This is a genomic window from Streptomyces sp. CA-210063, from assembly GCF_024612015.1.
In the GTDB taxonomy this organism is placed as follows: domain Bacteria; phylum Actinomycetota; class Actinomycetes; order Streptomycetales; family Streptomycetaceae; genus Streptomyces.
Genome location: NZ_CP102512.1, coordinates 5,389,181 through 5,403,476, shown reverse-complemented (window position 1 = coordinate 5,403,476; position 14,296 = coordinate 5,389,181). Strand labels below are relative to the sequence as shown.

Genomic DNA, 14,296 nt, shown 5'->3' with positions numbered 1-14,296 from the left:
CCGACCCAAGCGGGTCGGCCCATTCGTGTTTTAGAGCGGCCGCAGCGCTGGTTCTTTCTGAACCGCTCCCAGAAGTCGATCCAGCGCCAGCTCAACGTCCTCCTTCCAGGAGAGCGTCGTCCGCAGCTCCAACCGCAGCCGGGGATGAGTCGGGTGGGGACGGACCGTCTTGAAGCCCACGGCCGTCAGATGGTCGGCGGGAAGAACACACGCCGGCTCGTTCCAACGGGCGTCTCCGAAGGCCTCGATCGCCTTGAACCCGCGCCGCAGCAGGTCCTTGGCGACTGTCTGGACCATCACACGGCCGAGCCCCTGCCCCTGGTAGCCCTGCATGATGAAGGCGGTCATCAACTGGACCGCGTCGGGAGACACCGGGCTCGTGGGGAACGCCGCGGAGCGCGGCACATAGGCCGGAGGCGCGTACAGCACGAAGCCCACCGGCACCTCGTCGACGTAGACCACCCGACCGCAGGACCCCCAGTCCAGCAAAACGGCGGAGATCCACGCCTCCTTCTCCAGTGCAGGGGTGCCCGCCTTTACCGCAGCCTCGCCGCTGACTGGGTCCAACTCCCAGAAGACACACGAGCGACAGCGCTGGGGAAGGTCCTGAAGGTTGTCCAGCGTGAGCGGTACGAGCCGACGCCCCATGAAGGCTGTTCCTCGCTTCCTTCGCCCGCAGCGTCGCGAGCGGCTGTCAGAGCGCTCCGCTCCCTGAGCAGACTGCCGACGAAGCCGCCGACGGCCCCCAGTCCCAGGCCTGCGGTCATCAGTCCGGAACGGCTCACGGTTCGCATGCCCCCGCCTCTCCACAGAAGATCCGCCAGGTCGATGCGCCATACCGAACGCATCGTATCCACGATGAGATTGCCTAGGTACCGCCTGAAAGCAAAGAGCGGGCTGTGTCCGGTATACATCGGACACAGCCCGTTCATGCGGTCGACCAGCCGAAAGCCGTCCTACCAATCGAAGGCTCAGGCCTCCGTCTCCTCCGAGTCGTCCTCCAGAAGACTCTTCTGGAGAGCGAGCTTCTCGCCCGGAGCGAGCGTGCTCAGGATGCGCTCGAGGTCCTCCGTGGAGGCGAACTCAACCGTGATCTTGCCCTTCTTCTGGCCCAGATCGATCTTCACTCGCGTCTCGAAGCGATCCGAGAGCCGAGTCGCGAGCTCGCCCAGGGCCGGCGAGGGCACAGAGCCGGCTCGCGGTCCCTTGGAGCGAGCAGCGGTCGTCGGCCTCGAGCCCATGAGGGTGACGATCTCCTCCACGGCTCGGACCGAGAGTCCCTCGGCCACGATGCGGTGAGCCAGCTTGTCCTGCTCCTCCGAGTCATCGACGGAGAGCAGCGCCCGGGCGTGACCCGCAGAGAGAACACCGGCAGCCACCCGACGCTGGACTGGCGCCGAGAGCTTCAGCAGACGCAGGGTGTTGGAGACCTGCGGGCGGGACCGACCGATACGGTCCGCCAGCTGGTCGTGCGTGCAGTTGAAGTCCTTGAGCAACTGGTCGTAGGCGAACGCCTCTTCCAGCGGGTTCAGTTGGGCACGGTGCAGGTTCTCCAGGAGCGCGTCCAGAAGAAGCTTCTCGTCGTCCGTGGCCCGCACGATCGCCGGGATCGCCTCCAGCTCGGCCTCGTGACAGGCTCGCCAGCGCCGCTCACCCATGATGAGCTCGTAGCGAGCCGGGCCCACCTGTCGTACGACGATGGGCTGGAGAAGGCCGACCTCCTTGATGGAGGTGACGAGTTCCTGGAGAAGGTCTTCGTCGAACACCTCACGCGGCTGGCGCGGGTTCGGGGTGATGGAGTCGAGGGGCAGCTCGGCGAAGTAGGCGCCGATGGGAGCTGCGGGTACCTCTGTCGCACCGTTCGGTGACAGCGCCTCTGTTTCACGTGAAACAGGCGGAAGCGTAGCCACGTTCGACGCCGCCACCCCACGCTCGGGGGTGAAGACGGATGGCGCCGCCGGTCCTGCGGGTGCGGGTCCTCCTTGCGCGGGAGATTCCTTCTCTCCTGTCGAGGCCGCTGGGATCAGTGCGGCGAGACCACGGCCCAACCCCCTCCGTCGATCGCTCACTGGATCCCCTCCACCACACTCGAATTGTTCTGGGCCCCGATATGGGCGTGCGTCGGGTCGTACCCTACGCCCACGCCCTTCAGCGCGATTTCTCGTGCCGCCTCAAGGTAGGAGAGGGCACCGCTCGATCCTGGATCGTAGGTCAGCACCGTCTGCCCGTAGCTCGGCGCCTCGGAGATACGGACCGAGCGGGGAATGCTCGTCCGCAGCACCTCTTCACCGAAGTGCGTGCGCACCTCGTCGGCTACCTGGGACGCCAGGCGCGTCCGGCCGTCGTACATGGTGAGCAGAATGGTCGAGACATGGAGGGTGGGGTTGAGGTGCCCCCGTACCAGGTCGACATTGCGAAGCAGCTGTCCGAGGCCCTCCAGTGCGTAGTACTCGCACTGGATCGGGATGAGGACTTCCTGGCCGGCGACCAACGCGTTGACCGTCAGCAGGCCGAGCGAGGGCGGGCAGTCGATGAGGACGTAGTCCAGTGGCTGCTCGTACGCCTGAATCGCTCGCTGCAGTCGACTCTCTCGTGCCACCAGGGACACCAGCTCGATCTCCGCACCGGCGAGATCGATCGTGGCGGGGGCACAGAAGAGACCTTCGACATCGGGAACGGGCTGGACGACTTCCGCCAGCGGCCTGCTGTCGATCAGCACGTCGTAGATGGACGGCACCTCGGCGTGATGGTCGATCCCCAGCGCAGTGGACGCGTTGCCCTGGGGGTCCAGGTCTACCACGAGGACACGGGCGCCATGCAGAGCCAGCGAAGCGGCGAGGTTGACCGTCGTCGTGGTCTTCCCGACGCCGCCCTTCTGGTTGGCGACCACCATGACTCGGGTCTGCTCGGGCCGAGGCAGGCCCTCACCGGCTCGCCCCAGTGCCTCTACCGCCAGTTGGGCAGCACGACCGATGGGAGTGTCGTCCATCGGGGGCGGTGTTTCACGTGAAACATCCTCCCCCATCGACTCGGTACGGGGACCGGGGACCGGATCGGTCATCGGTCCCGCGATGTTGGCGTCGGACCGCAAGGATTCACTCTCCTCGACTTCAGGCTCGCAATGAACAGAGCCTCCCATGTCTTCGGGGTCGTGAACCAGTGAGGCCTGGTGATCTGTGGAGAATTCCACCTCTGTGGAAAACTCCGTTACCTCTCCGAGTGACCCGAGAGGCTTCCGGTCGCGCGGTTCGGCCGCGGCGCGGCCACGACTGATGATGCCGTGCAGCAGTGAGCGACGTTTCACGTGAAACACGATGCCTAGCGACACGGGCCGCGACCGCGCGACACTCCGAGATGCGTAGGTTTGGAAGCTTGTGTGGAGTACGACTCGTCGTCAGGAGGGATCAGCGAACGTCCAGATCAACGCTTATCGGTGTCGACGTGCTCGCCCTGTCCGGGCCGCCTTGGCCCGCTTCGCCGCGAAGCGCACGCCGCCCGGGCTCTCCCCGACCTCTACACGGACGACCGTGGACAGCGGATCGACCACACCTTCGCCGACATGGAGGATGGAGGTCTTCACGGCACCGAGCTTGCTGAGGGCCGCAGCAGCGCTCTTCAGCTCCTCCTCGGCGGTGTCGCCCTTGAGTGCCAGCATCTCTCCGTACGGACGCAGCAGCGGAATGCCCCAGCCGGCCAGCCGGTCCAGTGGCGCCACTGCCCGTGCCGTCACCACATGGACCGGCTGCAGCGTCCCGAGGACCTCTTCGGCGCGGCCACGAACGACGGTCACATGGTCGAGGCCCAGCAGTTCGACGACCTCGGTCAGGAAGTTCGTGCGCCGCAGCAGTGGCTCCAGCAGCGTGATCTTCAGGTCCTCCCGGACGAGGGCCAGCGGAATGCCAGGCAGTCCGGCCCCGGAGCCGACATCGCACACCGTCACCCCCTCGGGCACGACCTCGGAGAGCACCGCGCAGTTCAGCAGGTGCCTCTCCCAGAGGCGGGGTACCTCCCGCGGGCCGATGAGCCCTCGCTGCACTCCCGCCTCGGCCAGGAGTTCGGCGTACCGGACCGCGTCCGTGTAGCGATCACCGAATACGTCGCGCGCCTGCTCGGGCGCAGGGGGAAGCTCCGCTGCCTCCGTCACGGGGACCGTCCTTCCGTACCGCAAGAGCGCGCTGGGCGCTGACATCAGAACAACAGGCTGACAAAGTCCGGCCCCGCCTGCGGGCAGACGGGGCCGGAAGAATGTACGTACCGAATCAGACGGGAAGCACGACGACGAAGCGCTGCGGCTCCTCGCCTTCTGACTCGCTGCGCAGGCCCGCGGACTTGACCGCGTCGTGCACGACCTTGCGCTCGAAGGGCGTCATCGGCTTCATCTTCACGGGCTCGCCGGTGCTCTTGGCCTCGGCCGCGGCCTTGGCACCGAGCTCGGAGAGCTCGGCACGCTTCTGGGCGCGATAGCCCGCGATGTCCAGCATCAGACGGCTGCGATCCCCGGTCTCGCGGTGCACGGCCAGGCGCGTGAGCTCCTGGAGTGCCTCGAGCACCTCGCCCTCGCGGCCGACGAGCTTGTTCAGATCGCGGCTGCCGGAGTCGCTGATGATCGAGACAGAGGCACGGTCGGCCTCGACGTCCATGTCGATGTCGCCGTCGAGGTCGGCGATGTCCAGCAGACCTTCCAGATAGTCCGCCGCGATCTCACCCTCCTGCTCCAGGCGGGTCAGGGTGTCGCCACCCTCGGAGGCGGCGGAGGTGGTGCCTTCCGTCACGGGATGGGCTCCTTCTTACTTCTTGGACGGGGACTTGGGGCGCTGCTGGCCCTTGCGCTGACCGGACTGGGCCTTGCTGCGGCCACCGGCGCCGGCCTTGGGCGCGGCCTTCTTGGCAGCGGCCGCCGGCTTGGCGTCCTCCGGCTGGTCGGACTTGCTCAGGGACGTGGGTTCGCTCTTCGGCTCGGCCTCATCGGCAGCCTTCGCACCGGACTGACGCTGGGCCTTGGTCTGGCGCTTGGGCTGCTGACGCTTGGGAGCGCCGGTCGTGGGCGTACCGTCCTCGGCCGTGGCGACAGCCGAGGCCTCACTCTTGACCACGGTGCCGTCGGCCTGGGCCGCGAGGCCCTCCTTGCTGAGGCCGTTGATGAACTTGCGCTCGTACTCGTTGCGGTCGCGACCCTTGGCGACGATGGCCTTGACGATGGCGCGCTCGCCGCGGCCGCGGGTCTTGCCGTGGTGCGTGACGTGCTTGGTCAGACGCTCCAGGTACGCGGCCTGCGCCTTGGAACCCGGGGTCGGGTTGTTGTGGATGACGTACATCTGCTGACCCATGGTCCACACGTTGGTGGTGAGCCAGTAGACGAGAACACCGACCGGGAAGTTGATGCCGAAGACGGCGAACATGATCGGGAAGATGTACATCAGCATCTTCTGCTGCTGCATGAACGGCGTCTTCACCGTGGTGTCGACGTTCTTCGTCATCAGCTGACGCTGCGTATAGAACTGCGACGCAGACATCAGGACGATCATGATCGCGGTGACGATGCGGACCGTGGTCAGCGAGGCGTCGAGCGCCGCGACGTCCGCGGAGCTGTCGGTGAACTTCGCGGCCAGCGGGGCACCGAAGATGTGCGCCTTCTGCGCGCTCTGCAGCAGGCTCTCATTGATGACACCGACGGTGTCGTTGTTCGCGATGCTGTTGAGCACGTGGTAGAGGGCGAAGAAGAACGGGGACTGCGCCAGGATGGGAAGGCACGAGGAGAGCGGGTTGGTACCCGTCTCCTTGTACAGCTTCATCATCTCTTCGGACTGACGCTGTTTGTCGTTCTTGTAGCGCTCCTGGATCTTCTTCATCTCGGGCTGGAGCGTCTGCATCGCCCGGGTCGCCTTGATCTGCTTCACGAAGAGCGGGATCAGGCAGATACGGATCAGGATCACCAAGGACACGATCGACAGGCCCCAGGCCCACCCGGTGTCAGCGCCGAAGAGGGCGCCGTACACCGTGTGGAACTGGACGATGACCCAGGAGACAGGTGTCGTGATGAAGCTGAAGAGACTGGCAATCGTGTCCACTAATCATGCTCCTTGGGCATGGGACGGGCTCTCGGCGGCCGGGCTCGAAGGAACGTGCCCCTCGGTGGCCGGTTCGGCGGCGGAGGACCCGCCCTTGCGTGCGCGCCATGTGCCACGCAACATCTCGTGCCACCGTGGGCGCTTGCGCGGCGGGACGTGGTCCACACCGCCGAGCGACCACGGATTGCACCGCAGGATGCGCCAGGCGGTGAGTGCCGTTCCCTTGATCGCACCGTGCCGGTCGATGGCCGTGTAGCCGTAGTGGGAGCACGACGGGTAGTACTTGCACACCGGCCCGAGCAACGGGCTGATGGTCCACTGGTACAGCTTGATCAGCGCCAGCAGCGGGTACTTCATCGTGCGCCCCCTCCCAGCAGTCGCGCTATGGCGGCATCCAGGTCTTGGGCCAGTTGTACGTGGTCGGCGTCACCCGCTCCGGGCAGCGCTCGTACGACTACCAGGCTACCGGGGGGAAACAGGGCGACTCGATCGCGCATCAGATGGCGAAGCCTCCGCTTCACCTTGTTGCGTACGACCGAACCACCGACGGCCTTGCTCACGACGAAACCCGCACGCGTCGGGGGAGCGCTCTCCCCAGGCGCGTGCGGGTCCGTGGCACCGCTACGTAGGTGAACGACGAGGAGCGGGCGTCCGGCCCGGCGCCCTCGTCGTACCGCGGTCGCGAAGTCCTCGCGCCGCCTCAGCCGATGCTCGGTAGGCAGCACGACGTCATGACCTGATCAGGCTCAGGCCGACAGGCTGGCGCGACCCTTGCTGCGGCGGTTCGCGAGAATCGCGCGACCGGCACGGGTGCGCATCCGCAGGCGGAAGCCGTGGGTCTTCGCGCGACGACGGTTGTTCGGCTGGAAGGTGCGCTTGCTCACTCGGGGGCTCCAGAAATCAATCGGTAGTTGCGGGGTGCCGTCCTGGCTGTCACCGTGCGCCCACGAGTAGCTCGTATTAACGCCCGAGTGCACCGCTTTTCGATCACCTGACGCGATCTGTGCCCATCGGAGGCAGGCGGCAGCAGCCATCGACAACTCGACCTGGTTACGGTACGCGCGGCTACGCCATCCGGTCAAACCGGAGGTCACGAGGAGACACTATCCACAGGCTGGGGACAACAACTTGAACCGCACCGGCCGCCGTGACTACCGTGACTGGACTCCGAACCGTTCCCTTTCCTTTGGCTGATGGGCCCCGACCCACCCACCAGCACCTCGTTCCGAGCGTCCCACCCGAGTTCCAACCCGATTCGTCCCAGAACCACACGTTCGTGGGACCTGTGAGAGAGCGTGCCCTGTGGCTGACGTACCTGCCGATCTTGCCGCAGTGTGGCCACGAGTACTGGAAAAGCTCCTCGGTGAGGGCCGCGGACAGGGCGTCGAAGTGAAGGACGAGCGCTGGATCAAGCGCTGCCAGCCGCTCGCGCTGGTCGCGGACACGGCTCTTCTCGCGGTCCCGAACGAGTTCGCGAAGGGCGTACTCGAAGGGCGTCTCGCGCCGATCGTCAGCGAGACCCTGAGCCGGGAGTGCGGCCGTCCGATCCGTATCGCCATCACCGTCGACAGTTCGGTGGGCGAGCCGCCGCCCCCGCCGGTCCAGTCCCGTTTCGAGGATTCCGAGCTTCCTTCCGCCTCTGGCCAGGACCGCGACGGGTACGACCGCAGGGACCCATACGACGGTCAGGGGCGCGACTCGCGTGGTGGGTACGAGAACCAGAACGCGTACGAGAACCAGAACGGTTATGAGGGGCAGCCCCGCGATCCCTACGAGGGGTACGGCCGCCATCGCGCCGATGACCGCGGTCCGGGACGCGGCGACCAGCTGACCGGCGGTCCCGGCGATCAGTTGCCGCCTCCGCGCTCGGAACAGCGCCCCACCGGCCGCGCGGACCAGCTGCCGACCGCGCGCCCCGCGTATCCGTCCGACTACCAGCGTCCCGAGCCGGGCGCCTGGCCTCGGCCGTCGCAGGACGACTACGGCTGGCAGCAGCAACGGCTCGGCTTCCCGGAGCGGGACCCGTACGCCTCGCCGTCGTCGGACTACCGCTCGCAGTCGAGGCCGCCGTACGAGCAGCACCGTGCCGACTACGACCAGCCCCGCGGCGACTACGACCGGCCGGGCGGCGATTCCGACTTTCAGCGGCCCGACCGGCGTGAGCGCCCCGAGCCGCCGCCCGGTTCGGGGCATGTGCACCGGGGCGGCCCGGCCAGCAGCGCGCCCGGTCCGCTGGCGGCGCAGCCCGCGCCGGCGCCCGGTCCGGGGGAGCCGACGGCACGCCTCAACCCGAAGTACCTCTTCGACACGTTCGTCATCGGCGCCTCGAACCGCTTCGCGCACGCGGCCGCGGTGGCCGTCGCCGAGGCGCCGGCGAAGGCGTACAACCCCCTCTTCATCTACGGAGAATCCGGGCTCGGCAAGACCCACTTGCTGCATGCGATCGGGCACTACGCGCGCAGCCTCTACCCGGGCACGCGGGTGCGGTACGTGAGCTCGGAGGAGTTCACCAACGAGTTCATCAACTCCATCCGCGACGGCAAGGGCGACAGCTTCCGCAAGCGGTACCGGGAGATGGACATCCTGCTCGTCGACGACATCCAGTTCCTGGCGGACAAGGAGTCGACGCAGGAGGAGTTCTTCCACACGTTCAACACGCTCCACAACGCGAACAAGCAGATCGTGCTCTCCAGCGACCGGCCGCCGAAGCAGCTGGTGACCCTGGAGGACCGGCTGCGGAACCGTTTCGAGTGGGGGCTGATCACCGACGTCCAGCCGCCCGAACTGGAGACGCGTATCGCGATCCTCCGCAAGAAGGCGGTCCAGGAGCAGCTCAACGCGCCGCCGGAAGTCCTGGAGTTCATCGCGTCCCGTATCTCGCGCAACATCCGCGAGCTGGAGGGCGCGCTGATCCGGGTGACGGCGTTCGCTTCGCTCAACCGGCAGCCCGTGGACCTCGGGCTGACCGAGATCGTCCTCAAGGACCTGATCCCGGGCGGCGAGAACGCGTCCCCGGAGATCACCGCGACCGCGATCATGGCCGCGACGGCCGACTACTTCGGGCTCACGGTCGAGGACCTGTGCGGCACCTCGCGCGGCCGCGCCCTGGTGACCGCGCGCCAGATCGCCATGTATCTGTGCCGTGAGCTGACCGACCTGTCGCTGCCCAAGATCGGTGCGCAGTTCGGCAACCGCGACCACACCACCGTCATGCACGCCGACCGCAAGATCCGCGCGCTGATGGCCGAGCGGCGCTCCATCTACAACCAGGTGACGGAGCTGACGAACCGCATCAAGAACGGCTGACAGAAGCCGTCGTACGCCGCCGAGGGCGCCCCGGGACGAGTTCCCGAGGGCGCCTTCGGCGTTCCTAAGAACTCCTCGGGGTGGCCCAGATCCGCTCCCGGGGGCGCCCTCCGACGGCGCTGCCGCCGCCCTGAGCCCACCTGCCGAGGGCTTCGTCCGTAGCCCGGCCGTCATCAGGTGTTCGAATACCCGCAGCGTTACGGCCTCCCTCCACAGATTCGGCGACTTTCTCCCGTCCACACCCTGGGGACCGGGAAGTTATGCAGATCGTGTCCACAGGGCGGGCGATTGAGGGATCATCGGGCCAGGTCAGTCCCCTGTGGATCCGTGGACGAAAGATCTCCACAGGCTGTGGACGAAGCGGGGATCCACAGACTGTGGACGGAGTTGTCCACCGACGGCCCACAGGCTTCAGCCGGTTGTCCCCAGTGATCGTCGGCTTCTCCACATGGCTGTCCACTGTTCGGCAAGCCAACGGGCCTTCTCACCATGTCGAGTGAAAGGCGTCACATGAAGTTGCCTGGTTGGGCTGTGGGAAAGGTGGGTAAACCTGGGGACGCCGCTGGGGAGAAGTGCCCCGGGGCTGTGCACGGTGTGTGCAGAACTTTCTGTTCTCCACAGATACCCCTGGTTGTCCACCGCCCCCACCCACAGGCCCGGTGGACAAAATTTGCCGCCTGAGCTGCGAAAACGGGGTTATCCACGGTTTCCACAGGCCCTACTACTACTCCCAACTAGAGAGAGCTGGGAATCCGTTTCGAAGTGGGTCCTGTGCACAACTCGCTCTGGGCTGCCCGACCGCGCCTCGTCACGACTTGACCCCGAGAGGCTCCGAGTGTCAGTGGTGTGCGTCAGACTGTTCCCGGTGTCCTTCCCCCTCACAGGAACCAGCGACACCTAGACAGACGACGAAGCCAGGCAGGGCGAGAAGCGCCGGCAACAGCAGGAGGCGGCAACAGTGAAGATCCGGGTGGAACGCGACGTACTCGCGGAGGCAGTGGCCTGGGCGGCGCGCAGCCTCCCGGCCCGTCCGCCGGCGCCTGTCCTCGCCGGCCTCCTTCTGAAGGCCGAGGAAGGCCAGCTGAGCCTCTCCAGCTTCGACTACGAGGTGTCCGCACGTGTGTCCGTGGAGGCGGAGGTCGACGAGGAGGGCACGGTGCTCGTCTCCGGCCGGCTCCTCGCGGACATCTGCCGCGCCCTCCCCAACCGCCCGGTGGAGATTTCCACAGACGGTGTACGGGCGACGGTGGTCTGCGGCTCCTCGCGGTTCACCCTCCACACGCTGCCTGTGGAGGAGTACCCGTCCCTGCCGCAGATGCCGAACGCGACAGGCACCGTCCCCGGCGAGGTCTTCGCCTCCGCCGCCGCCCAGGTGGCCATCGCCGCCGGGCGCGACGACACGTTGCCCGTCCTCACCGGTGTGCGCATCGAGATCGAGGGCGACACGGTCACGCTGGCCTCCACCGACCGCTACCGCTTCGCGGTCCGCGAGTTCCTGTGGAAGCCGGAGAACCCCGAGGCGTCCGCGGTCGCCCTGGTGCCCGCCAAGACGCTCCTGGACACCGCCAAGGCCCTCACGAGCGGCGACAGCGTCATCCTGGCGTTGTCCGGCGGTGGGTCGGGCGAGGGCCTGATCGGCTTCGAGGGTGCCGGCCGTCGTACGACGACGCGTCTGCTGGAGGGCGACCTCCCGAAGTACCGCTCGCTGTTCCCGACGGAGTTCAACTCCGTGGCCGTCATCGAGACCGCCCCCTTCGTGGAGGCCGTCAAGCGTGTGGCCCTGGTCGCCGAGCGCAACACCCCGGTGCGGCTCAGTTTCGAGCAGGGCGTGCTGATCCTGGAGGCAGGCTCCAGCGACGACGCACAGGCTGTGGAGCGGGTCGACGCCCAGCTGGAGGGCGACGACGTCTCGATCGCCTTCAACCCGACGTTCCTGCTGGACGGCCTGAGCGCCATCGACTCCCCGGTCGCCCAGCTGTCCTTCACCACGTCCACCAAGCCCGCGCTGCTCAGCGGCAAGCCGGCCGTGGACGCCGAGGCGGACGAGGCCTACAAGTACCTGATCATGCCGGTGCGGCTCAGCGGCTGACCGGCCGGACACCGCCGCGGTCGAGCCGCCGGGGGTTGTCCACAGCTCTGCGGGGCCCGGTGGATCACCGGGCCCTCGGTGCGAAGCCGCAGGTCGGGGCGTACGTTTGAGCGGGTATGCCCACAGGTGTGCGTGAGCGTCCGGGTCTAGGCTCGTGTGTGGGTACGCAGGTGCCCTCATGCCACGTCGCAACCTAAGGAACAACTGATGGAGCTCGGTCTCGTCGGCCTCGGCAAGATGGGCGGCAACATGCGCGAGCGGATACGCCGCGCGGGCCACACCGTCATCGGATACGACCGGAACCCGGATCTCGCCGATGTCCACACCCTCGAAGAGCTTGTGGGCAAGCTCAAGGGCCCGCGGGTCGTGTGGGTGATGGTCCCGGCCGGTGCCGCCACCCAGTCGACCATCGACGAGCTGGCAGAGCTGCTCCAGCCCGGTGATGTCGTCGTGGACGGCGGCAACTCCCGCTGGACGGACGACGAGAAGCACGCCGAGGAGCTGTCCGCCAAGGGCATCGGCTTCGTCGACTGCGGTGTCTCCGGCGGTGTCTGGGGCCTGGAGAACGGCTACGCGCTGATGTACGGCGGCGACGCGGAGAATGTCGCCAAGGTTCAGCCGGTCTTCGACGCGCTCAAGCCCGAGGGCGATCTCGGCGCGGTGCACGCCGGCAAGGTCGGCGCCGGGCACTTCGCGAAGATGGTCCACAACGGCATCGAGTACGCGATGATGCAGGCCTACGCCGAAGGTTGGGAGCTCCTGGAGAAGGTCGACTCGGTGACGGACGTCCGCGAGGTCTTCCGTTCCTGGCAGGAGGGCACGGTCATCCGCTCCTGGCTGCTCGACCTGGCCGTGAACGCCCTCGACGAGGACGAGCACCTGGACCGGCTCAAGGGCTACGCACAGGACTCGGGCGAGGGCCGGTGGACAGTGGAAGCGGCCATCGACCACGCCGTGCCGCTCCCCGCGATCACGGCCTCCCTCTTCGCGCGGTTCGCGTCGCGCCAGGAGGACTCTCCGCAGATGAAGATGATCGCGGCGCTGCGGAACCAGTTCGGCGGGCACGCGGTCGAGAAGAAGTAGCCCAAGGCGTAGAACGCAAGAACGAACGGTCGACGAGAAGTCATCCACAGGGCCGCACGGCGGTCCACAACCCTGGGGGAGGTCGGCACCCGACCATGCACGTCACGCATCTGTCGCTGGCCGACTTCCGCTCGTACGCCCGGGTCGAGGTCCCGCTCGACCCGGGCGTCACCGCGTTCGTGGGCCCCAACGGGCAGGGCAAGACGAACCTGGTCGAGGCCGTCGGCTACCTCGCGACCCTCGGCAGCCACCGGGTGTCGTCGGACGCTCCCCTGGTCCGCATGGGTGCCGACCGCGCGGTGATCCGGGCGCAGGTGCGGCAGGGCGAGCGGCAGCAGCTGGTCGAGCTGGAGCTGAACCCCGGCAAGGCCAACCGCGCCCGCGTCAACAGGTCTTCGCAGGTCAGGCCGCGTGATGTGCTCGGCATCGTGCGGACGGTGCTGTTCGCGCCCGAGGACCTCGCCCTGGTCAAAGGCGATCCCGGTGAGCGGCGGCGCTTCCTCGACGAGCTGATCACCGCGCGAGCCCCGCGCATGGCGGGCGTGCGCTCGGACTACGAGCGGGTCCTCAGGCAGCGCAACACGCTCCTCAAAACGGCCGCGCTGGCCCGTCGGCACGGCGGCCGCACCATGGACCTGTCCACGCTCGACGTGTGGGACCAGCACCTCGCGCGCGTGGGCGCCGAGTTGCTCGCCCAGCGCCTGGACCTGGTCGCGGCGATCCAGCCGCTCGCCGACAAGGCCTATGAGCAGCTGGCACCCGGCGGCGGCCCAGTGAGTTTGGAATACAAACCCTCCTCGCCCGGCATCGTCGGCCACGCGCGCGAGGAGCTGCACGAGCAGCTGATGGCCGCCCTCGGCGAGGCCCGCAAGCAGGAGATCGAGCGGGGCGTCACCCTTGTGGGGCCCCATCGAGACGATGTGGTTCTCAAACTCGGTCAGTTGCCCGCCAAGGGATACGCCTCCCACGGCGAGTCCTGGTCGTACGCCCTGGCGCTGCGGCTCGCCTCGTACGACCTGCTGCGGGCCGAGGGCAACGAGCCGGTGCTGATCCTCGACGACGTCTTCGCCGAGCTGGACGCCCGCCGACGGGAGCGCCTGGCGGAGTTGGTCGCGCCGGGCGAGCAGGTGCTGGTGACCGCCGCGGTCAACGACGACGTACCGGATGTACTGACCGGGACGCGGTACACCGTGTCCGACGGGACGGTGGAGCGCGCATGAGCGGATCCGAGGAAACCCCGAAGCCTCCCGAGCCCTCCGGCGTGGACCTCGCGCGCGTGGCGCTGCGCGCCGCGAAGGAAGCGGCACGCGCGCGGGGAGAAGCCACCCAGCAGCAGAAGCGGGCCCGGCGGGGCGGCGGGCTGCGCTCCGGCGCCCCGCCGGGCCGCGACCCGATGCCCCTCGGCCCCGCGATCAACCGGCTGATCACCGAGCGGGGCTGGGAGACGCCGGCCGCTGTCGGCGGGGTCATGGGCCGTTGGCCGCAGATCGTCGGCGACGACCTGGCCAGAAAATGCGTACCGGAGCGGTACGACGAGGACGAGCGGGTCCTGCACGTGCGGTGCGACTCGACGGCATGGGCGACGAACGTGCGGCTGCTCGCTCCACAGCTGGTCGCCCGTCTCAACGAGGACCTCGGCCACGGCACCGTACGGCTGCTCAAGGTCCACGGTCCCGGCGGTTCCGCCCGTCGCTACGGGCCCCTGCGCGCCCCGGGGAGCACCGGGCCCGGCGACACCTACGGGTGACCG

14 protein-coding genes are annotated in these 14,296 nt (G+C 67.8%); 5 read left to right on the top strand and 9 right to left on the bottom strand.

The features are described from left to right. Window positions 1-30: 30 nt before the first annotated feature. From JIX56_RS23495 to rpmH, 9 genes are all read right to left on the bottom strand, one after another. Window positions 31-648, bottom strand: a complete 618-nt coding sequence (locus JIX56_RS23495; protein ID WP_257543250.1) for a GNAT family N-acetyltransferase — start codon at window positions 646-648, stop codon at window positions 31-33. Between the two features lie 323 nt (window positions 649-971). Further along, window positions 972-2,069: a ParB/RepB/Spo0J family partition protein gene (locus tag JIX56_RS23490; RefSeq protein WP_257543249.1), complete on the bottom strand. Its 1,098-nt coding sequence runs from the start codon at window positions 2,067-2,069 to the stop codon at window positions 972-974. Further along, entirely contained in the window at window positions 2,066-3,139 is a 1,074-nt protein-coding gene (locus JIX56_RS23485) for a ParA family protein (RefSeq protein WP_306819945.1), read from the bottom strand. Before JIX56_RS23485 ends, JIX56_RS23490 begins: the two co-directional genes overlap by 4 nt. Window positions 3,140-3,427: 288 nt before the next feature. Continuing rightward, window positions 3,428-4,144 (bottom strand): 16S rRNA (guanine(527)-N(7))-methyltransferase RsmG, encoded by a 717-nt coding sequence (gene rsmG / locus JIX56_RS23480; protein ID WP_257543247.1) that lies wholly within the window; start codon window positions 4,142-4,144, stop codon window positions 3,428-3,430. 115 nt (window positions 4,145-4,259) lie between these two features. Next, window positions 4,260-4,772, bottom strand: coding sequence for a Jag family protein (locus tag JIX56_RS23475; RefSeq protein ID WP_257543246.1), 513 nt, complete (start codon window positions 4,770-4,772; stop codon window positions 4,260-4,262). Window positions 4,773-4,787: 15 nt separating this feature from the next. After that, a complete protein-coding gene (gene yidC / locus JIX56_RS23470; RefSeq protein WP_257543244.1) occupies window positions 4,788-6,068 on the bottom strand; it encodes a membrane protein insertase YidC in 1,281 nt (426 codons plus the stop codon). Window positions 6,069-6,071: 3 nt separating this feature from the next. Then, complete coding sequence (gene yidD, locus JIX56_RS23465; protein ID WP_257543242.1) at window positions 6,072-6,425, bottom strand: membrane protein insertion efficiency factor YidD; 354 nt, start codon at window positions 6,423-6,425, stop codon at window positions 6,072-6,074. Continuing rightward, a complete protein-coding gene (rnpA, locus tag JIX56_RS23460) occupies window positions 6,422-6,793 on the bottom strand; it encodes a ribonuclease P protein component (protein WP_078937372.1) in 372 nt (123 codons plus the stop codon). The genes yidD and rnpA overlap by 4 nt, the downstream gene beginning before the upstream one ends. A gap of 21 nt (window positions 6,794-6,814) precedes the next feature. Further along, window positions 6,815-6,952 (bottom strand): 50S ribosomal protein L34, encoded by a 138-nt coding sequence (gene rpmH / locus JIX56_RS23455; protein ID WP_005482975.1) that lies wholly within the window; start codon window positions 6,950-6,952, stop codon window positions 6,815-6,817. A gap of 418 nt (window positions 6,953-7,370) precedes the next feature. Between rpmH and dnaA the strand changes: the two genes are divergently transcribed. The 5 genes from dnaA (at window position 7,371) to JIX56_RS23430 (ending at window position 14,293) form a co-directional block, all read left to right on the top strand. Beyond that, a complete protein-coding gene (gene dnaA, locus JIX56_RS23450) occupies window positions 7,371-9,374 on the top strand; it encodes a chromosomal replication initiator protein DnaA (RefSeq protein ID WP_257543240.1) in 2,004 nt (667 codons plus the stop codon). Window positions 9,375-10,332: 958 nt separating this feature from the next. After that, window positions 10,333-11,463 (top strand): DNA polymerase III subunit beta, encoded by a 1,131-nt coding sequence (gene dnaN / locus JIX56_RS23445; RefSeq protein WP_257543238.1) that lies wholly within the window; start codon window positions 10,333-10,335, stop codon window positions 11,461-11,463. A 207-nt stretch (window positions 11,464-11,670) separates the two neighbouring features. After that, the gene (gnd, locus tag JIX56_RS23440) at window positions 11,671-12,546 is read left to right on the top strand and encodes a phosphogluconate dehydrogenase (NAD(+)-dependent, decarboxylating) (RefSeq protein ID WP_257543236.1); all 876 of its coding nucleotides are present in this window, start codon (window positions 11,671-11,673) and stop codon (window positions 12,544-12,546) included. Between the two features lie 95 nt (window positions 12,547-12,641). Continuing rightward, window positions 12,642-13,766, top strand: coding sequence for a DNA replication/repair protein RecF (gene recF / locus JIX56_RS23435; RefSeq protein ID WP_257543234.1), 1,125 nt, complete (start codon window positions 12,642-12,644; stop codon window positions 13,764-13,766). Beyond that, the gene (locus tag JIX56_RS23430; protein ID WP_257543232.1) at window positions 13,763-14,293 is read left to right on the top strand and encodes a DUF721 domain-containing protein; all 531 of its coding nucleotides are present in this window, start codon (window positions 13,763-13,765) and stop codon (window positions 14,291-14,293) included. Before recF ends, JIX56_RS23430 begins: the two co-directional genes overlap by 4 nt. The last annotated feature ends 3 nt before the right edge of the window (window positions 14,294-14,296 follow it).